This window comes from Desmonostoc muscorum LEGE 12446 (assembly GCF_015207005.2).
GTDB classification, from domain to species: Bacteria; Cyanobacteriota; Cyanobacteriia; order Cyanobacteriales; family Nostocaceae; genus Nostoc; species Nostoc muscorum.
Window position 1 is genome coordinate 7662690 of the sequence record NZ_JADEXS020000001.1, and the last position, 20435, is coordinate 7683124.

Here is a 20435-nt window from a genome sequence, read left to right on the forward strand (position 1 = left end):
TTCAAATTCAGCAACGCCGAAAAAACTATAGAGGCACAGAGAATACAGAGGAAGAGATAAAAATGGAAAATACAATCATCGTCGGAGCTGGGCTGGTAGGTTCGTTACTCTCTGTTTACTTGGCGCGTGCTGGCTTTAAGGTCAGTGTATACGATCGCAATTCAGATCCACGCCAGCTCAATCTGCAATTAGGTCGGTCTATAAATATAACTTTGTCCGAACGAGGATTACAAGCTTTGGATGCCGTAGGTGTGAGGGATACAGTCCACAAGTTTTGCATTCCTGTTTACGGCAGAATTATCCATAGTCAAGATGGTGAACTGACTTATCAACCCTACGGTAATAACAAAGAAGCGATTTATTCCATTGGACGCGACGACCTGACTAAGCAACTTGTTAGTTTTGCAGAAAAACATGAAAATATTGAGTTTCATTTCCATGAAAAATGCAGCGACATTGATTTGGCAACAGCTACACTCAAGCTGCAAAACGTAGAAACCAGAAAAATTAGTGAGGTTCAAGCCGATAGAATTTTTGGTGCTGATGGAGCATTTTCTGTTGTTAGGGGAAAGATGCAGCGATTGAAACGCTTCAACTATTCTCAGGAATATTCCAATCAAGGGTACAAAGAGATTATCGTTCCTCCTGACAAGGATAATTGGGCACTCGACAAAAATGCCATACATATTTGGCCGCGCGGTACTTTCATGCTTATCGGTTTTCCCAATTTAGATAAGAGTTTTACTCTGTCATTGCAACTGCCATATCAGGGACAGATTTCTCATGAATCCATCAGATCGCCTGAGGATCTCCAAAATATTTTTGAAACCTATTTCCCTGATGCATGGTCGTTAGTGGAACCCAATTGTACAGATTATTTCAACAAACCAGTGGAAGCAATGATTACTATTAAATGTTTTCCCTGGACTTATGAAGATAAGGTTGCACTCATTGGTGATTCTTGTCACGCGATTTTTCCCTCCTACGGTCAAGGTGCCAATGCTGGCTTTGAGGATTGCCAGGTTTTGATGAAGTGTTTTGAAAAACAGCCGAAAGATTGGCGCAAAATCTTTCAAGAATATGAGACACTGCGGAAACCACATCTGGACGCGATCGCCGATCTCTGCTTTGAACATTTTACGGAACTGAGAAAAATGGTTGGCGATTTCAAGTTCTTGCTGCGGAAGAAAATTGAGAGGAAGTTACATCAAATAGATCCAAATTTTGCACCTTTGTATTACAATATCAGCTTTACTTGTATGCCGTATGCAGAAGCGCGAGAAATTGAAGAAAAACATCAAGAAATAATTAACAAACTCTTAGAAATTGATAGCATTGAAGATAGAATAGAAAATTTTCATCTCGTACCAGAACTTTCTGGTCAGCATTTATCAGAGAATTTACAACCTATTTAGGCTAACTTTCAACATAGTCTTATAGGTTTGTGATTAACAATTACAAAGACGTTTATTAATCCAGGTTTAAACAAATGATTATTCTCATGAGTGCAGCGACTCCTAACGCAGAAATTGAGTATATTATCCAAGAGTTACGTCACTGGAAAATCATCCCAGAAAAAATTATAGGTAAACATAAAGTTGCAATTGGTTTAGTAGGTGATACCTCGGCTATCAATCCTCAACAAATTCAACAGCTAAGTCCTTTTATCGAGCAGGTTTTACGAATAGATAAACCCTTTAAACGGGTTAGTCTGCAATTCCGCAATGGAGAACCTTCTGCGGTATTTGTATCAACACCTAATGGATTTGTAGCATTTGGTCAGCATTATCCTTTAGTGACAATAGCTGGGCCATGCTCAGTAGAAAATGAAGACATGATTCTACAGACGGCTCAAAGAGTGAAGGCGGCTGGTGCAAAGTTTTTGCGAGGAGGAGCATACAAGCCGCGGACATCTCCTTATTCTTTTCAAGGGCATGGTGCGATCGCCTTAGAAATGCTTGCAACAGCTCGTCAGGCTACAGGTTTGGGTATTGTGACTGAAGTCATGGATACAGCTGATGTTGAAAAAGTCGCCAGGGTTGCTGACATCATCCAAATCGGTACTCGCAACATGCAAAATTTTTCACTGTTGAAACGAGTAGGGTCGATAGGTAAGCCAGTTTTGCTGAAGCGAGGTCTATCGGCAACAATTGAAGAGTGGTTAATGGCAGCTGAATACATTGTGGCAGCAGGTAACCCGAATGTGATTTTGTGCGAACGGGGAATTCGCACCTTTGACCAGCAATATACACGGAATACACTCGATCTGGCTGCCATACAGGGCAAACGCATCTAAATATTGACGAGCCTGGATCATGATGAAATACACCAAGACTCAAACTACATAAGACTTTGAGGAAATTAAATCTCACTCAGCATGAAAATGATAATCATTGTGAGGGGGAGTTAGAGGCAGCCGACGGCTGCCTGAATTTTCACGGTCAGTTCTCCACTTAAGAGCGTAGGTTTTCTCACAGTCTGATTCTCAATAGTTTTAGATTAATGACTAGGAATCACGGGAATATCAGCGCAAAGAAAAACTCAATTTATGCGATCGCTACCGGGAAGGGGGGTTACGCCATCGCTAACTGATTAAAGTGACTTTTACAAATGGCGTGAAAAGTCAGGACGGCTACCTGTTAAGGAATATGGTATTCTTGCAGGAACTCCAAAGAAGAATTTCATTCATTCTTATTCGCCTCTCTATGAAGCTAAAGCCAAAAATCACAATTGCTGACCATTTTTTGGAAATACAAGACCCACGAATAGATCGCACAAAGCGTCATAACTTAATCGATATCATGACGATTGCTATTTGTGCAGTAATTTGTGGTGCCGATGGCTGGGTGGCAGTTGAAACATACGGATGTGCGAAGTATGAGTGGTTAAAAACATTTTTAGAATTACCAAATGGCATTCCATCTCACGATACATTTGCACGAGTTTTTGCACAAATAAATCCTCAACAATTCGAGTCATGTTTTATTAATTGGATGAAATCAATAACTAAGATGACTAATGGTGAAGTTGTCGCCATTGATGGTAAAACCTTACGCGGTTCTTACGATAAAAGTAGTGAGCAAAGTGCAATCCAAATAGTAAGTGCTTGGGCAACTACAAGTAAATTAGTATTGGGACAAGTTAAAGTTGATAAAAAATCAAATGAGATTACAGCAATCCCAGAATTATTAAAAGTCTTGGATCTATCTGGATGTATTGTCACGATTGACGCAATCGGTTGTCAAAAAGAAATTGTAAGAGTAATTACAGAGCAAGATGCGGATTATGTAATTACGTTAAAAAAGAATCAAGGAAATCTTTATGATGAAGTTGAAAAATTATTCCAGTCAGGGATAAGTACAGATTTTGAGGGGATTGAGCATAGCACATATAAAACAGAAGAAAAAGGGCATAGTCGTCATGAAATCCGCCACTATGTGATGTTATCTCAGATTCAGTCTCGACTTAACCCAGATTCAGTTTGGTCAAAGTTTAATAGTGTTGGTATGGTAGAGTCCGTCCGTTCATTAGAAGGTAAAACGACAGTTGAAACTCGCTATTTTATTAGTAGCCTAGAAGATAATGCCCAACAGTTTGGTAATTCTATTCGCAGTCATTGGGGAGTTGAGAATTCATTACATTGGGTATTGGATGTCGCCTTGAAGGAAGACGACTGTCGGATTAGGAAAGATAATGCTCCAGAGAATTTTGCAATTCTCAGACATATTGCAGTCAATCTTTTAGGTCAAGAGAAGCGTGTAAAACGTGGAATAAAAAACAAACAGTTTCTTGCTGGGCTGGATAACAATTATTTAGCAAGAGTTTTAGCATTAGCATAAACTAATATATCAGAAGTTAATTTTAAATATTTAGGAAGAATTTCACTTTTCCTCTAGATAAACATAGTTTTATAAACTCGAATATTGAGTTATTTTAGTATCAATAAATAATCATTGAGCTTCCGATAAGGTAATTCATGCTTTTTGAGAATACTTCATTTATTTTATTTATCATTTTATGAATTTTTACAATTATCTATGTCATTTTGAAATCTCTCTTAGTTTTTATTAGTAAATAAGGTGCGTTTCCCCTAGGCTGCCATACCCGTTTTGCGATCGCTAACTCACTTACCCATCATGATTGACCCCAGTCACGGTACTGGTATCGCAGACTACGTACCAACAATGGCTAAAGCCGCGATCGCTGCTGGTACAGATTCCCTGATGATTGAAGTTCACCCCAACCCAGCTAAGGCACTTTCAGATGGGCCTCAATCTCTGACACTGGAAAAATTTGAGCAATTAATGAAGGAGATTGCTCTTTTGGGCCAATACTTTGGTCGTTGGCATCACAACCATAACCCAACTGTAACTCCAAATATTGTTCGACAAGTTTCTTCGATGGCGAGTATCTAAACAAGTTAATCATCTTTGAAACAAATAAATGTCAAAGAAAACTTCATAGCGATCGCTCTTGAGTAAGGAGTTTTATTGCTAATTTTTAAAGACGTTGGAGAGGAATTTACAATGACTTTGAAAACTTATTCTTACACCACCAAAGGCGGAGTTTGTGTATCTCGCTCCCAGAGTGAAATTTGTTTGTTAGAAACTGCTATAGAAGAAGTCTTATTACGTCTTGATTCCCAGCGTGGAGGATTGCTTAAAAGCAGCTACGAATATCCAGGAAGATATAAAAGATGGGCAATAGGTTTTGTCAATCCACCCCTAGAACTTGTGACCTGTGAGAACTGTTTTACACTCACAGCACTTAACGAGCGAGGCATAGTGCTACTACCATATTTTGTAGAGCGTTTATGCCGACAACCGCAACTGATAGCAGTCAAACAGGAGAAAGAGCGTGTCACCGGCTCTGTTCGACCCACAGAACGTTTCTTTTCAGAAGAAGAACGCAGCAAACAACCGTCTGTCTTTAGTGTGATTCGTGAGATTTTATATGCCTTTAGTAGTCCTGAAGATCGGCATTTAGGACTATACGGTGCATTTGGCTATGACTTGGTTTTCCAATTCGAGCCAATGCCAAAACATCTTGAACGTTCTGAAGATCGGCGAGATTTGCTACTTTATTTACCTGATGAACTCGTTGTTGTTGACTACTACCAACAATGTGCATTTCGATTACAATACGAATTCAAAACAAAACATGGTAGCACTAGTGGTTTACCTCGCACTGGTAAAATCATTGATTATAAAGGAAAGTGCCGTACTCCAACTCAATCATCTGACCATGAAAAAGGTGAGTATGAGAATCAGGTGAAAAAAGCACTTGAATATTTCCGTCGGGGTGAATTATTTGAAGTAGTTCCCAGTCAAAGCTTTTTTGAAGTTTGTCAGCAACCACCAACTGAGTTGTTTAGAACACTACAGCAAATTAATCCCAGTCCCTATGGATTCATCTTTAATTTAGGTGGAGAATATCTAATTGGTGCATCTCCAGAAATATTTGTACGTACAGAAGGAAAACGTGTAGAAACCTGCCCCATCAGTGGCACAATTCGGCGGGGACAAGATGCGATCGATGATGCTGCTCAAATCCTGAAACTTCTCAACTCCCATAAGGATGAAGCAGAGTTAACCATGTGTACTGATGTTGATCGCAACGATAAATCAAGAATTTGCGAGCCTGGTTCAGTCCGAGTCATTGGCCGTCGCCAGATTGAATTGTATAGCCATTTAATCCATACAGTAGATCATGTTGAAGGCTTACTGCAACCTGAGTTTGATGCCTTAGATGCATTTCTTACTCATCTTTGGGCAGTCACAGTCACAGGAGCGCCAAAACGAGCAGCAATGCAGTTTATCGAACAACACGAACGCAGTCCTCGGCGTTGGTATGGAGGAGCGATCGGATACTTAAGCTTCAACGGTGACTTAAATACCGGTCTGATTTTGCGGACTATTCAGCTCAAAGATTCAATTGCCCAAGTGCGAGTAGGCGCGACAGTTCTTTATGACTCAATTCCAGAAGCCGAAGCCCAGGAAACTCTCACAAAAGCTGCTGCGCTGTTTGAGACACTCTACCAGACCAAGCATAGAAGTATCAATTTTTCCAGCAGAACTGACCATTCACAAGCACTAGTTGGAATAGGGAAGCATATCTTAGTCATTGACTATGAAGACTCGTTTGTTCACACCCTAGCCAACTATTTTCGTCAAACTGGTGCAACGGTGACTACACTACGTCATGGTTTTTCGGAATCAGTATTTGATAGGAAATGCCCAGATCTTGTTGTCTTATCTCCTGGTCCTGGCAAGCCCAGTGACTTTGGTGTACCACAGACAGTTAGAACTTGTATACGTCGAAAAATTCCTATCTTCGGAGTTTGTCTTGGGTTACAAGGAATTGTTGAAGCTTTCGGGGGCCAATTAGGAGTTCTCGATTATCCACAGCATGGTAAATCATCTCGGATTTTCGTTACAGATCCAGACTCCGGCATCTTCAAGAATTTACCACCATCATTTGAAGTTGGTAGATATCATTCGTTATTTGCCCAGTCCGATTTATTACCCAAAGAATTGAAGGTTACAGCTATTTCAGATGATGGTGTCATTATGGGCATTGAGCATCAAAAACTTCCAATTGCAGCAGTCCAGTTTCATCCAGAATCAATTATGAGCCTTGCCCAAAAAGTAGGTCTGACAATCATTAAGAATGTGGTGGATATGTACACAAAAACTAGCAGTACCTCAAATCAGCTGCAAGAGGAGAATTTCAGCAACAAGAATGAGATAAGTAATGCCGTCTTGCTTATTTCCTAACTCAAGCTGATGTCGATCGGGATAGGCAGGGCAAGAAGTTTAATATTAAGCAGATCGCTTTTTATCAAACTATCCTACATTCTACTGATAATTTTGGCAAAATAAACGGATTAAGATTGCATGAAACTCATACGACTACTTTTGAAAACTTCCTGGAAAAACCTGACTTTAGCCATGCTAACGGGGTTAATCAGCGGAGTTAGTAACGCAGGACTGATTGCTCTCATTAACATCTCTTTAACGAATCCAGAAGTACCAAAATCAGTTCTCGCTAGTAGTTTCGTTGGTCTTTGCTTGTTAATTTTGCTGACAAATGCTCCATCTCAAATATTGCTTAGTATGTTGGCACAACATGTCATCTTCGACCTAAGAATGCAATTAACTCGGCGTATTCTAGCTGCTCCCTTGCGCCAATTGGAAGAGCTTGGAAGTCCAACATTACTAGCAAGCTTGACAGAGGATGTGGAGGTAATTTCTAAAGCATCGCTTTCCCTTTCCATTCTATGCCTGAATATAGCGATGTTACTTGGCTGTATGCTCTATCTGAGTTGGCTATCAGTAAAAGTGTTTTTACTGTTAGTAGTGTATATATTTTTGGGCTTCTCTTTCTTCGGTTTCTTGATGGGCAAAGGCAGACGTTTGTTCGAGCTTGCCCGCAAACAACAAGACCGATTGCTTGCTCACTTCCAAACCACTACTGAGGGTATTAAAGAACTTAAACTACACCATCAGCGCCGTCAAGCATTTGTCCGTGAAGATGTAGAAGCTACAGCTGCGGCTTCCCGACGTTACCAAGTAGCAGCAATGACAATGTTTGGAATAGTCGGGGGTTCGGCAATCCTCGTGTTATTTATTCCCATAGGATTGTTGTTGTTTGTTTTACCTTTGGTGAGTGACATATCGATGAGTATTGTTTCAGGCTTTGTTCTGACAATAGTATTCATGCTTATGCCTCTGCAAATGATTTCAGCAATGTTGCCCGAATTAATGAGAGCTAATGTTGCTGTCAACAAGATAGAGTCTTTGGGATTATCGCTGGCCGCTCAAACAACTGAACTTGATATTTCTCTATCCTCATACTTCAAACTTCAGCAGCAGAAACTAGAGTTAATCGAAGTGACTCATGCTTATCAACGAGAAGGAGAAGTAAGTCAATTTATTTTAGGGCCAATTAACTTAATATTTTCTCCCGGAGAATTGGTCTTTATTGTCGGTGGTAACGGTAGTGGAAAGTCTACATTGGTGAAGTTGATAGCCGGACTTTATATTCCTGAAAGTGGAACAATTCGCTTAGGTCGAGAAACCATTACTGAGGCTAACCGAGAGTGGTATCGCCAGCATTTTTCAGTAGTGTTTTCAGATTTTTACTTGTTTGACCGTCTCTTAGGATTTGAACGCGATCGAATAGATAAACAAACTCAACACTACCTCAAACAGCTGCAACTAGACAAAAAAGTGCAAGTGAAAGATGGACATTTCTCCAGCACTGCACTTTCACAAGGTCAACGCAAACGCCTTGCACTCTTGACTGCTTATTTAGAAGACCGCCCTATTTACGTATTCGACGAGTGGGCATCTGACCAAGACCCTATGTTTAAGCAGATTTTTTACACCCAACTAGTGTCAGAGTTAAAGCAGCGTGGTAAGACCGTTTTAGTCATCAGCCATGACGACCACTACTTTTACTTAGCAGATCGAATCATAAAACTAGATAGCGGCAAAGTTGAGTATGACCAACACCCTCTCAGCTTAGCTTTGTAAATTTTGTTCGGAAAATTTGAGATAGATTCCACAATTTTTTTCGTCATTCTTTCATATACAAATTCATCGGAAATCATCATGTTTCAAACAGAAGCTATTCACGGAACCATCCAAACTAACCTGAATCTGCCCGAAAAACTGTTGCAAATGAGCAATGGTACGTTTGTCACACAAGCAATTTACGTAGCAGCCAAGTTAGGTATTGCTGACTTACTCAAAGACGGTGCAAAAAGCAGTGACGAACTAGCAAAATTAACTGATGTAGATGCTCAATCTCTGTATCGGATGATGCGTGCTTTATGTAGTATTAGTATATTTACTGAAGTTGATGATCGAAAATTTCAGTTAACGCCCCTTGGAGAATGTCTCCAAACTGATATTCCAGGTTCAATGCGTGCTTTTGCGATCGCTCTTGGTGAACCTTGGTTCTGGCAAGCCTGCGGTAGCCTGCTTGAGAGCATTAAAACAGGAAAAAATGTTTTTGAGAATCTCTACGGGATGGAAGATCGATCGTATCTAATGCAACACCCAGAAATAGTTCTAATGCTCCAAGGAGCAATAAACGCTTTTACCACATCGCTGATCCCTACAATGCTGGCTAGCTATGACTTTTCGGCATTCAGCAAGATTGTTGATGTTGGCTGCGGACAAGGCGCTCTCATGGTCGCAATCCTCAAGGCAAATCCAACAATGAAGGGTATCCTCTTCGACCAACCACCCATTGTTCAAGGAGCAAAACATCTGCTCAAAGCAAAAGGAGTTGCAGAACGCTGTGAAATTGTCGGAGGAGACTTCTTGCAGTTCGTGCCAAAAGGAGGGGATGGCTATATCTTGAAGCACATTCTCCACATCTGTGATGATAAAAATGCTCTCGCCATCCTCAAGAACTGCCACCAGGCGATGGTGGACAATGGTAAATTGATCGTTTTTGAGGCAGTGATTCCATCAGCTAACCAGCCATCTTTAAGTAAGTGGTTCGATCTGCACATGCTTTTGATGGGTGATGGTCGTGAGCGTACAGAAACCGAATATCGAGAGCTTTTAGCTGCGGCTGGCTTTATGGTCAGGAAAGTTTTTTCTACCCAGGCTCCCGTAGATGTGATTGAGGCAGTGAAAGTCTAGATTGCCAACAGGGTTAACAACAAATGATGAAAATATCTTTTCCTATTCTCTAAAAAATATCTAATGAAAGCCTTTCGGAGGAATTTCATTATGTCACAGCAAATTCAGAACATCGTAATTGTTGGTGGTGGTTCTGCTGGTTGGATGACCGCAGCATATTTGAGCAAAGCTTTGAGCAAAAATATGCAAATATCTTTAGTTGAGTCTTCCAACATTACAACAATTGGAGTTGGTGAGGCTACTTTTAGTACCATCAAAGTATTCTTTGATTTTCTCGGCTTACAAGAGAGCGAATGGATGCCAAAATGCAATGCCAGTTACAAGATGGCAATTAAGTTCGTCAACTGGAATGCACAAAGACGACACTTTTACCATCCTTTTCAAAGGTATGAAATGGTAGAAGGTTTTGATATTGCAGAATGGTGGCTGAAAATGAAGCGCAGCGAAGAGCCATTCGATTATGCTTGTTTTCTCATCCCATTACTATGCGATAATCAGCGGTCTCCTAGATATTTTGATGGCACTGTTTTTGATCGTAAAGTTCAAAACTTATTCTCTGGCGAGTCTATCCCGGAGAAAAATGTATTGGCAGATCTCAAAGTTCAGTACCCTTACGCCTATCATTTTGACGCTAATTTGTTGGCAAGATTCCTAAAAGATTATGCCAAGCAAAGAGGTGTGACACAAATTGTTGATGACGTTATGGATGTGAAGCTATCAGAAAATGGCAGCATCGATAGTATTATTACCAAAGAGCATGGCAATATCAATGCAGACCTATTTATAGACTGTACTGGTTTCCGCGGTCTGTTGATTAATAAAGCTTTGAGGGAACCATTCATTTCTTTCTCTGAGTCCTTATTGTGCGACAGAGCGATCGCCATGCAAGTACCAACCGATATTAAGAAGGATGGCATCAACCCTTATAGAACCCATTTGACATCTAAGAAGGTGCTGCAAGCCTCTTAATCATTAGCCTGATGAAGCAGATATTGAGTTTGGCAGTGGCACTAACCAGGGTTCGTTCAAAGTTCTTAACCAGAATTTTACAGCGCTCCATCCAAGCATTGGAGCGTTCGATCACCCATCTAGCTATTGCCGGAACAAATCCAGATTTTCCTTGTGCCGCTTTCTCTTGTTTTGAGGGTTTCGTAGAAAGTTGAAACTGAATTTTGGTCATGATCTCTGGGTAAATTCGCTCTAACTCCTGAGTCAAATATTCTGGGTGATACCCATGATCTAGCAGGATAGTAATCTTGGGAATATCGATAGGTTTTGACTTGAAGTAGTCGATGTTGAGAGTAAACATCTCAATTAATCCGGCATCATCCGAGACATTGGCGCGAGTACAGAGCGTAAAAAAGGGAAACCCAAGGGTGTCAATAGCCAAATGCCTTTTAATACCGTTGGTGGCTTTGTAGAAGCAAAAACCTTTCGACTCCACACTGGCGTTGCAGGTATTTTTCACTGCTTGGGAGTCAATGATGATCAATGTCGTCCAGTGCGGTTTTTTTTTTACCTGTTCACGCACTTGTCCATGTAAGACACTCATCAGTTCCTCAAATACCCCGGCTGCTCGCCACTGTTTGTAGTGCCAATATACAGTGGAATAAGGGGGGAGGTCTTTAGGTAAGTCTTGCCAATTGCATCCATTTTTTAGTTGATAGAGAATTCCATTGAAGATATCTCGCTTTGGCCAGTTGGTCGGTCGAGTCTGCTTCTTAGTCGGTAATATCTCTTGCAATAAGGGTTCAAAAATTTCCCATTCTGCATCAGTGAGGTTGCTGGAATACGCCATTAGTATTGGATTTTAGATGCTGAGGAGTACCTTAATTCAAAACCTCACAAGATGTCAAATGGGTTCTATACAACCGCTACTGCGCTGACATCTGGTTGGGTTTGGAATATACCTCTGTATGGCAGAATTGGTACGGGATATGTTTACTCTAGTGAGTTTCTCTCAGAAGAAAAGGCAGAACAGGAATTTCGCCAGCACTTAGGAGTGGCTGCACAGAATTGCAAGGCATCGCACATTAAAATGCGGGTGGGACGAAACCGCAATTCATGGGTAAAGAACTGTGTAGCAATTGGTCTATCCAGTGGATTTGTAGAACCATTGGAATCTACGGGCATATTCTTTATCCAACACGGTATTGAAGAGTTGCTCGCTCACTTCCCAGACAAAACCTTCAACGAGGAATTTATCAAAAGCTACAACAAAACTATTGCTGAGTGCATAGATGGTGTTCGTAACTTTTTGACGCTGCATTACTGTGCCAGTGATAGAGCAGATACGCCATTCTGGAAAGCAACTAAGCATAAGATTGTTGTTCCGGAAGAATTACGCGAAAGATTGCGGTTGTGGAAAAATCGATTGCCAAATAGCAAAAACATCGATCGCAATTATCATGGCTTTGAGTCTTACTCTTATTCTGTGATGTTGCTTGGACTCAATTATGCGCCTTTAAAGAATCTACCTGCTTTGGATCGTATTGACGAACGAAACGCCATCCATGCATTTAATGTCATTAAGGAAAGAGCTAATTACTTGAAAGGTACTTTACCATCACAGTACGAATACTTAACTTATATCATTAAGTCTCAAGAGCAATCGGAGTATCTGAGCGAAAATAGATTTGATACTAATTTTGTATATCGCTCTGCAATTTTAAACAAATAATGATTGATTGTCGCAATCAATAAAATAGCTAATTTTACCAGTAGAGTGTGGGTTACTGACTCTACATCTTTGGCTTTAGTGCGATCGCGCTGAAACACTGCACAATTTGTGATACATTTCACGAAAACCTTGATACATATATATTTACCGTAGGGCAGCACAGCTGTGCTACCCTACCAAGGTATTTGTATCAACCTTCAAGTGAAACGGTATGAGGTTCCAAGCATAGCATCTCAGAAAAATATCGATGCATTCACATCATGTATCTGTGAGCGATGCATATTCAACAGGAGTCCCGCCACATCAAAGCTCAGGTAACATTTGAAGTAGGACACGATGAAAAACAATTTGTCTTGAGCTTTTCGCAAGCGGGCGCGTCCTCCATCGAAGGCACGTTGATGAGGTGAGTCTCAAAGTAGATGGTGCTAAAGGTGAGCAATAGGGCATCAAACGTTTTCCGATTCAATTCAGTTAATGTCTGCAACAGCCGAGCTTGCTTGAGCGCACTTCAATATTCAGCATCATCCTTTCCTACACTGCTGTGTATTCTCTTTGATTTCCCGGCAAGTCTAATGTTTTGAACCGATATGTCCCACGATTAATCGTGAACATGTTCACATCAAGGAGCGCTCAATATGAGTATCAACTTCCAGTCATTGCAACAAAATCTGTGGCCAATCTGTTTGCGAAAACAACTTCAATCTCGTTGGCTCATTGGTTTGCTTTTACTGGCAGGAGTTGCAGGTGGGGGATTTATGATTTCCCGAGCGATCGCACCGTCTCAAAACCTGCAAAACCAAATCCTGACGGTTCCGCTGGAGCAACGGAGTTTACCGATTACTCTTACTGCCAATGGCACCGTTAAAGCAGAGCGTACGATCAATTTAAGTCCAAAAAGTGCAGGATATCTCAAACGATTGCTTGTCAAAGAAGGCGATCGCGTTCGTCAAGGCCAAATACTTGCCTATATGGATGACTCGAATCTCCAAGGACAGCTAATTGAATCTCGCGGACAGTTAGCGCAACAACAAGCCAATTTGAAGAAGCTTTTGAGTGGTAATCGCTCCCAAGAAATCGCTCAATCCGCAGCCCAGTTCGCTGAAGCAGAAGCCAGATTACAACAATTACAAGCAGGTAATCGCTTTGAAGATATTTCTCAGGCACAAGCTCGGTTAGAGCAAGCCCAGGCCAAATTGCAACAGGCAGAAGATGATTTACAGCGCAATCAACAGCTCTTCAAACAAGGAGCGATTTCGCGGCAAACCTTGAATCAACGACAAGCCGATCGCAATAGCGCTCAAGCCCAAGTCAAAGAAGCCCAAGCCGCTTTGACTCTGCAAAAACGAGGAACTCGTCCCGAAGAAATTGCTCAGGCGCGAGCGCAAGTTGAACAACGCCGAGAGGCGCTGAATTTGCTAAAAGCTGGATCTCGTCCGGAAGATATTGATGCAGCACGGGCACAAGTCGAGTCTGCACGAGGCAAATTAGAAACTATTCAAACCCAAATTAATGACACGATTATTACTGCACCGTTCGATGGTACTGTGACGAAAAAATATGCCGAGCCAGGTTCGTTTGTCACACCAACTACACCCGGAAGTGCTGTAGAAGGAGCAGCCTCGAACTCAATTTTGACATTGGCTGCAACTAATGAAATTGTGGCAAATCTGGATGAAGCCAATATTCCTCTCGTTAAAGTCGGTCAGAAGGTGTTGGTCAAAGCTGATGCTTATCCGAATCGCACCTTTAAAGGAAAAGTTAGTCAAATCGCAGCACAGGCATCTACCGTTCAAAACGTGACTAGCTTTGAGGTCAAAATTGCCTTAGAAGAAACGGCACAACAATTGCTCAAAGCAGGCATGAACGTAGAAGTCGAATTTCTGATTGGGGAACTCAATCATGCCATTGTGGTTCCATCGGTTGCGATTGTACGGCAGGAAAACAGAGCGGGTGTGTATGTGATGAGTCAAGACCAAAAGCCCGTCTTTAAACCAATCGAACTCGGTACTACAGTTGGCGATCGCACTGAAGTCAAGTCTGGACTCACAGGCAACGAACGAGTCTTAATCAGCTTTCCACCTGGAACGCAGCCAAAGTCAGAATTTCAGGGGCCGTTTGGCAATCCTAACAGCAAAAATAACAACTCACAGTCAACCCCTTTGGGGAATTAAAAATTAAGAATTAAGAATTAAAAATGAACATCCACATAAATGAATTTAAGGGCTTATATGGCAATACGGTTCAGTTAAAGGCTAATTGTACAAAATTGTGGGTTTTCGAGACGCGATAAATCGCCGTCTCTACAAGTGTTTTGGTCTTATCTGAACTGTATTGGCTTATATGGTTTTTTAATTTTTAATTTTTAATTGGAGCAAAGCAAATACTACTTCTCCCATCAACCTAATTACTAATTTGTAATTCGTAATTAAGAGGGTTTGATTCAAGAGCTAAATTTTTGAAATTAGCGGTTGAGAATTAGTTGGGATCTAAATCCTCAACTAATTCAATTACGAATTACGAATTACGAATTACGAATTATTTTAAGTAGGAGATTGAGCCAATGAAAAAGTTAACCAGAAAATCAAGCCAGGAGATATCTTTCACTGAAACTGTAGAAATTGCAGCTGAAGCACTGTGGAGCAATAAGCTTCGCACTGGATTGACGATGCTTGGTGTAATTATTGGCATCACATCTGTAATTTCGATTACTTCCATCGGACAAGGTGTTCAGAAAAGCGTTGAGCAGCAGATTCAAGCATTGGGAACCGATGTACTCCAAGTATCAGCGGGTGCTGCTAAAAGTGAGAACATCATGCTGGGTGCAGGAACTTTAAGCACCTTGACATGGGAAGATGCAAAAGCCATTGCTAAAGAAGCCCCGTCTGCCAAACTTGTCTCGGCAACTCTACAGCAACCCGCGCAAATAGTCTACGGTGGAACGAATACGAACACCACCGTCTACGGCACTGACTTAAACTATCCCGATGCCCGCAATACCCATCCGCAGATAGGACGCTATTTTAATCAACAAGAACTTGATAGCTCTGCCCAAGTGGTAATTCTTGGTCCAACCGTACAACGAACCCTGTTTGGAAACAAACCAGCGTTGGATGAGAAAATTCGCATCAAAGGCGAACTTTATCGCGTTATCGGCATTATGGAAGCCAAAGGTAACCAAGGGCCCATCGATCGCGATGATGCGGTTTATATTCCCCTAACAACAATGTCTGCCCGTATTGTTGGCAACAATGCTATAGCAGGTATTTCTGTCAATTCAATTTATATCAAAGGAGAAAATCAAAATGCTCTTGTTGCTGCACAATTTCAGATAGCAAATTTATTGCGGTTACGACATCACATCTACAACTCTAAAGATGATGATTTTCATATCAGCAATCAAGCTGATATTGTCCAGACATTTACGACTGTTGTGGGATTACTCACACTCATGGTTGTTGCGATCGCGGGTATCTCTCTACTGGTGGGTGGCATTGGCATTGCAAATATTATGTTAGTGTCTGTTGTCGAACGTACCCGCGAAATTGGCATTCGTAAAGCCTTGGGTGCGACTAATTCCGCAATTATGAAGCAGTTTCTAGTGGAAGCGATCGCTATTTCCACAATTGGAGGGAGCATCGGTGCGGGTACGGGAATTATTGTTGCCTACCTTGGTTCTGTACTCTTTAAATTCCCGTTTGTCGTATCAGTTTGGTCAATTGTGGTTGGATTTGGTTTATCAGCGGCAGTTGGGTTAGCGGCTGGTCTAATTCCCGCGCGAAATGCTGCAAAACTCGATCCGATTGTCGCGCTTCGTAGTGAGTAATACCAATTTAAAAAAAGAATGTGACAGATACAAGCCTAGAAACACAGATGAAATTTAGCTTTCTTAATTTTGAATTTTGTTAGCGAGTCCGCGTACTCCTGCAAAGAAGCAAGCTAGCAAGAGCGTCTCGTAGAGAGCGTCATTTTGAATTTTGAATTGGCATAACTTGCCATAGAGGTGTTTGATGACAACGATGATTTGGATGGAAGGAGTTACTAAAACCTATCAATTGGGAGAAATTTCCGTTCCGGTTCTCAAAGGAATTGATTTAGTGATCGAAGAAGGTGAATATGTTGCCATTATGGGCGTATCTGGTTCAGGAAAAACCACACTGATGAATATTGTCGGCTGTCTCGATCGCATGACGAGCGGCAATTATTTTTTTGAAGGCAATAACCTAAATACTTATGATGACAATGAACTTGCTTATATCCGCAATCAACGTATTGGATTTGTGTTTCAGCAATTTAATTTACTTCCACGTGCCACTGCGCTAGAAAACGTTATGCTGCCGATGGTGTATGCCAATGTCCCAAAACCTATTCGTCGAGAGCGTGCAAAGAAAGCGCTGATGGGGGTTGGCTTAAGCGAACGGCTTGAGAGTCGTCCGAATCAGTTATCAGGAGGACAGCAACAGCGAGTGGCGATCGCGCGGGCACTCGTGAATCATCCAGCGCTAGTGTTGGCTGATGAACCGACTGGCGCATTGGATACTCAAACTTCTAAAGATGTGATGAATCTCCTGACTGAACTCAACGAGCAAGGGATCACCATCATATTAATTACCCATGAATCGGCCATAGCCGCTCAAACGAAAAGAGTAATTCACATTCAAGATGGAGTGGTGTTCTAAAAATTCAGCCAGCAGAGGACTAGGTGAAATTGGTTCTATGGTCGGTAAAAATCGCCCACCTTCTACTAGACTGAGATAAAAGTCTTGTTTTACTTTTCTCAGAGAAAACTCTCTATAAGACATCAAGTATCTTCCATTAAATCCCCTCTCCGTTTCGGAGAGGGGTTAGGGGTGAGGTTACGCCGGATAAATCCGCAAACGCCGATTTGGTTCTTCGCCAAAGCTGTGGGACTTGAGTCGATAGTGTTCTACTAACTCATGTTGCATTTTGCGGACTTGGGGAGAACGAGGCAATAACTCAACTGGCTGTCCTTTGGGAATCACAATTTGCTCAACCGCAAGTCTAGCTTCTTCTAGGGCGTCCATTTCGTCATCGCTACCACTGTGCAAAAACAGTTGCAGTTCTCGGTCGTCAGCCATGTCTGGGTCGTCCATATTCAGCAACCGCCGCAAGCCACGGGTAATTTGCGGAATGGTGCTGGATTTAATCATGTGGATAGGCACGTGACGGGCTTTGGCCATTTGGCGTAATTTGGCGTGGTTTTTGACGTGCGATCGCAGTGCTAAAATTGCATCAGCACTATCTATGTCTTTTGTCAATACCACGGGTAAAGTTAACACGCTGATTACCTGTTCGAGTTGGTGGCGGCTAACGCCATAGGGGTAAACATGCAGTGGCAAATCTTCACCATTTGGTCCTGGCTGTCTGATAGCATCCAAATCAATGCTCTCAGAATAATTGAAGGATTCATCCAGCAAACGGTCAAACTCACTGCGTCCAGTTACCCGCTCTACAGGCAACGCTGGCAGTGCTACCATTTGTCCAGATGAACGCCAGCCGTTGGACTGTCGCCCTGAAGAGAAAGATTCCTCTCCTGTCCCTAGATGCCCACCGCGCCCGTTAACCACAGCTAACTGCCGTGTAATTGCAACTTTGCCCTGGTCATCAACGGTTCTCGTTTGTGGGCTAGGCTGGCGACCCCGCAACAGATTATCTACTGTGTCAGCAACGCTTTCGTGTACTACCCAGCGCTGCCGTTCCAACATTTCCACAGCAATCTCAAAGGTAGGAGGAGCTTTGCGTTCTAAAACAGTCTTTTGAGAACCTCGGCGTCTAGCTTCGTCGTCTCCCAGAGTCACAGCTTGGATACCCCCAATTAAATCAGCCAGGGTGGGGTTTTTGATCAGGTTTTCAATTTGATTACCGTGGGCAGTACCAACCAACTGTACACCCCGTTCAGCAATGGTACGAGCCGCTAAAGCTTCCAGTTCCGTACCAATTTCATCAATGACGATGACTTCTGGCATATGGTTTTCCACTGCTTCAATCATCACCTGATGCTGTTGATCTGGATGAGCCACTTGCATCCGCCGAGCGCGACCAATGGCGGGGTGAGCAACATCACCATCCCCAGCGATTTCATTGGATGTGTCAATAATCACAACTCGTTTGAGCAGATCATCCGCTAAAACACGGGCGATTTCCCGTAAGGCAGTAGTTTTGCCCACGCCTGGACGCCCCAGCATGAGAATCGATTTACCAGTTTCTACCAAATCGCGGATCATGCCGATGGTTCCGAACACCGCGCGACCAACGCGACAGGTCAAGCCAATAATCTTGCCACTGCGGTTGCGGATGGCGCTGATCCGATGTAAAGTTTGCTCAATTCCTGCCCGATTATCTCCGCCAAAGATTCCAACTCGTTGAATGCAATCATCTATCTGTTCTTGAGTAACGGGTGTTTCGCTCAGATACTCGGCTTGATTAGGAAAGCGAGCCTCTGGGCGACGACCCAAATCCAAGACCACTTCAACTAAACTATCTCGTTTAGGATGACTCTCTAGTAGTTGTCGCAGGTCTTGGGGCAAAATGTCTAATAACTTTTGGAGATCGTCTGTAATCGTCATGCTTTCTATGGTGACGGAAACAACGGTAAATCGATACTTTCAGCTTGTAATTGCTCTCAACTGCTCATCTAATGCTCAAATACCCTACTTTCAGTATTTGAGTATGAATCATGGGTATATTTTCATGCTCAGCAACCATGCTCAAATTAATGCTCATTTTCTCTTTCCTGGTAACAGAATTGAGAAAGTAAACATACTTCTATCTTAGAGTGATTAACGCTCCTGGTGTGATTTGATCTGCGAAACGAGAGAATGGGCTAACTCTACAGCTTGCCAAAGTAATACCTCTTCTTCTTCTAGGCGAACAGTTGCCCTAACAGTGCTGTTACTTACCTCCTTATTCTCTAACTGTTCGAGAATCGGTGACAGCAGTACACGGGCGTAGCTACCGTAGGCAATCCCAGAAATCGAGGAGGGGGGGCAGAGCGGCAGAGGGGCAGAGGAGAAAGATTCTTGCTTCTCCCCTGCTCCCCTGCTCCCCTGCTCCTCAGCCTCTTTCAGTAGTCCCATTGCCTTTAATTTAGGAACGGTATACCTATTTGTGCCGCCTGCTAACTGCACATATCCCGGTAACTTAGCTGCCAAAACTTTTTGCCCCAATTTGACCGCGGCTATTGTGGTGCCGTCGCCGATATCACCGCTCATGGAACGACCGTCGGTTTGCCAAATTAAAGTACTTTTGAGTGGTGTAATCAGATCATACAACGCTTTTAGGTAGTCAGTCATCCCCTCGCCATCGGGACAACTGATGGCTACTACCTTTAGTTGATCGGCCCACGGTGAAATTGCTTGCCACAATCGCTCAAATTCTGCCAACCGCCCGACTTTTGTATGGATTTCTACGGCATCTACTCCCGTTGACATTACCAATGGCGCGATCGCTCCCGGCGTTGACATATATGAATTTGTATAAATTATATCATATGGGCAAACTGGTATACAACGACCACAGCCGTAGCATTTTTCAGCTACTACTCCTGAAAAGTCTTCTTTTATACTGTTAAACACGATTGCTTGTGCCGGACAAATCCTTTCACAGGGTCTAGGGCAATCTGTAGGACACTGAGTAGAATTAAATTCTGCTTTCCGAAAATGGGGGTCTTCTCCATCGTTCAGGCTGACCATTAAAAAGGGTGGGTTGCCTTTGTAGCCAAAGCCTCGCTCTTGAGCATCCCTAGCCAAATCCTTGGCTACTTGTAGCGCTGCTTGGGCTGCTGCGATTACCGCCGGATCAGCTGCGACATCTATGCAGTCAGCGCCCGCCAAAGTGTAGGCTAACGTTAAACTTCTGACTGCCGGGAGATGCTGGAAACTGGCTCCGCAGATGAGCTTAAACCAGTGACCAAGTTTTAGAGATTGTAAAGGGGCGAACAGATCAGTCACATTTCTATTATGCGTTTATGCGACTAAAAATAGTAGTGTGTCATAAATAAAAAGTCCGGATTTCCTGATTTGGGTCATTGGGAGGTGTGGGAAGCTTTTTTCTAATCTCCCCACACTCCCCCACACTCC

General features: G+C 42.5%; 13 protein-coding genes and 2 pseudogenes. 12 read left to right on the plus strand and 3 right to left on the minus strand.

Features of this window, described 5'->3' with window-relative positions; translation table 11 throughout:
* Positions 1-62 precede the first annotated feature (62 nt).
* The 8 genes and pseudogenes from IQ276_RS31495 to IQ276_RS31530 all read left to right on the plus strand — a co-directional run bounded on the left by IQ276_RS31495 (position 63) and on the right by IQ276_RS31530 (position 10628).
* Entirely contained in the window at positions 63-1415 is a 1353-nt protein-coding gene (locus IQ276_RS31495; RefSeq protein WP_193919784.1) for an FAD-dependent oxidoreductase, read from the plus strand.
* Between the two features lie 74 nt (positions 1416-1489).
* Positions 1490-2278, plus strand: a pseudogene (aroF, locus tag IQ276_RS31500) (3-deoxy-7-phosphoheptulonate synthase); the annotation flags it as partial.
* A 427-nt stretch (positions 2279-2705) separates the two neighbouring features.
* Positions 2706-3839, plus strand: coding sequence for an ISAs1 family transposase (locus IQ276_RS31505; protein ID WP_193925736.1), 1134 nt, complete (start codon positions 2706-2708; stop codon positions 3837-3839).
* A gap of 255 nt (positions 3840-4094) precedes the next feature.
* Positions 4095-4415, plus strand: a pseudogene (locus IQ276_RS31510) (3-deoxy-7-phosphoheptulonate synthase); the annotation flags it as partial.
* Between the two features lie 111 nt (positions 4416-4526).
* Positions 4527-6776 (plus strand): anthranilate synthase, encoded by a 2250-nt coding sequence (locus IQ276_RS31515; RefSeq protein WP_193920955.1) that lies wholly within the window; start codon positions 4527-4529, stop codon positions 6774-6776.
* Between the two features lie 120 nt (positions 6777-6896).
* Positions 6897-8537, plus strand: coding sequence for a cyclic peptide export ABC transporter (locus IQ276_RS31520; protein WP_193920953.1), 1641 nt, complete (start codon positions 6897-6899; stop codon positions 8535-8537).
* A gap of 78 nt (positions 8538-8615) precedes the next feature.
* Positions 8616-9659 (plus strand): methyltransferase, encoded by a 1044-nt coding sequence (locus IQ276_RS31525; RefSeq protein WP_193920951.1) that lies wholly within the window; start codon positions 8616-8618, stop codon positions 9657-9659.
* A 90-nt stretch (positions 9660-9749) separates the two neighbouring features.
* Positions 9750-10628 (plus strand): FAD-dependent oxidoreductase, encoded by an 879-nt coding sequence (locus IQ276_RS31530; RefSeq protein ID WP_228043349.1) that lies wholly within the window; start codon positions 9750-9752, stop codon positions 10626-10628.
* On the opposite strand, the gene IQ276_RS31535 is transcribed toward IQ276_RS31530, so the two are convergent.
* A complete protein-coding gene (locus tag IQ276_RS31535) occupies positions 10603-11457 on the minus strand; it encodes an IS5 family transposase (RefSeq protein WP_235115308.1) in 855 nt (284 codons plus the stop codon). The genes IQ276_RS31530 and IQ276_RS31535 overlap by 26 nt on opposite strands.
* A 51-nt stretch (positions 11458-11508) precedes the next feature.
* On the opposite strand from IQ276_RS31535, the gene IQ276_RS31540 reads away from it, so the two are divergent.
* The 4 genes from IQ276_RS31540 (at position 11509) to IQ276_RS31560 (ending at position 17015) form a co-directional block, all read left to right on the plus strand.
* Positions 11509-12339 carry a tryptophan 7-halogenase gene (locus IQ276_RS31540; protein WP_235116139.1) on the plus strand — a complete coding sequence of 277 codons (831 nt, stop codon included), beginning with the start codon at positions 11509-11511 and terminating at the stop codon, positions 12337-12339.
* Positions 12340-12974: 635 nt separating this feature from the next.
* Positions 12975-14510, plus strand: coding sequence for an efflux RND transporter periplasmic adaptor subunit (locus tag IQ276_RS31550; RefSeq protein WP_193919692.1), 1536 nt, complete (start codon positions 12975-12977; stop codon positions 14508-14510).
* A 389-nt stretch (positions 14511-14899) separates the two neighbouring features.
* Positions 14900-16162: an ABC transporter permease gene (locus IQ276_RS31555; protein ID WP_193919694.1), complete on the plus strand. Its 1263-nt coding sequence runs from the start codon at positions 14900-14902 to the stop codon at positions 16160-16162.
* A gap of 184 nt (positions 16163-16346) precedes the next feature.
* Complete coding sequence (locus IQ276_RS31560; RefSeq protein WP_303820866.1) at positions 16347-17015, plus strand: ABC transporter ATP-binding protein; 669 nt, start codon at positions 16347-16349, stop codon at positions 17013-17015.
* Between the two features lie 177 nt (positions 17016-17192).
* On the opposite strand, the gene IQ276_RS31565 is transcribed toward IQ276_RS31560, so the two are convergent.
* Both IQ276_RS31565 and ldpA read right to left on the minus strand, forming a co-directional pair.
* On the minus strand, positions 17193-18923 hold the full coding sequence (locus IQ276_RS31565; protein WP_190880459.1) for a R3H domain-containing nucleic acid-binding protein: 1731 nt from the start codon (positions 18921-18923) through the stop codon (positions 17193-17195).
* Positions 18924-19136: 213 nt separating this feature from the next.
* Positions 19137-20306, minus strand: coding sequence for a circadian clock protein LdpA (ldpA, locus tag IQ276_RS31570; RefSeq protein ID WP_193919696.1), 1170 nt, complete (start codon positions 20304-20306; stop codon positions 19137-19139).
* Positions 20307-20435: the final 129 nt, after the last annotated feature.

Excerpts from the sequence above, each read along its gene's own strand:
- IQ276_RS31535 (WP_235115308.1), bottom strand. The coding sequence starts at position 11,457 with ATGGCGTATTCCAGCAACCTCACTGATGCAGAATGGGAAATTTTTGAA.
- IQ276_RS31525 (WP_193920951.1), top strand. The coding sequence starts at position 8,616 with ATGTTTCAAACAGAAGCTATTCACGGAACCATCCAAACTAACCTGAAT.
- IQ276_RS31520 (WP_193920953.1), top strand. The coding sequence starts at position 6,897 with ATGAAACTCATACGACTACTTTTGAAAACTTCCTGGAAAAACCTGACT.
- IQ276_RS31540 (WP_235116139.1), top strand. The coding sequence starts at position 11,509 with ATGTCAAATGGGTTCTATACAACCGCTACTGCGCTGACATCTGGTTGG.
- IQ276_RS31565 (WP_190880459.1), bottom strand. The coding sequence starts at position 18,923 with ATGACGATTACAGACGATCTCCAAAAGTTATTAGACATTTTGCCCCAA.
- IQ276_RS31560 (WP_303820866.1), top strand. The coding sequence starts at position 16,347 with ATGACAACGATGATTTGGATGGAAGGAGTTACTAAAACCTATCAATTG.
- IQ276_RS31505 (WP_193925736.1), top strand. The coding sequence starts at position 2,706 with ATGAAGCTAAAGCCAAAAATCACAATTGCTGACCATTTTTTGGAAATA.
- IQ276_RS31530 (WP_228043349.1), top strand. The coding sequence starts at position 9,750 with ATGTCACAGCAAATTCAGAACATCGTAATTGTTGGTGGTGGTTCTGCT.
- IQ276_RS31550 (WP_193919692.1), top strand. The coding sequence starts at position 12,975 with ATGAGTATCAACTTCCAGTCATTGCAACAAAATCTGTGGCCAATCTGT.
- IQ276_RS31515 (WP_193920955.1), top strand. The coding sequence starts at position 4,527 with ATGACTTTGAAAACTTATTCTTACACCACCAAAGGCGGAGTTTGTGTA.
- IQ276_RS31495 (WP_193919784.1), top strand. The coding sequence starts at position 63 with ATGGAAAATACAATCATCGTCGGAGCTGGGCTGGTAGGTTCGTTACTC.
- IQ276_RS31555 (WP_193919694.1), top strand. The coding sequence starts at position 14,900 with ATGAAAAAGTTAACCAGAAAATCAAGCCAGGAGATATCTTTCACTGAA.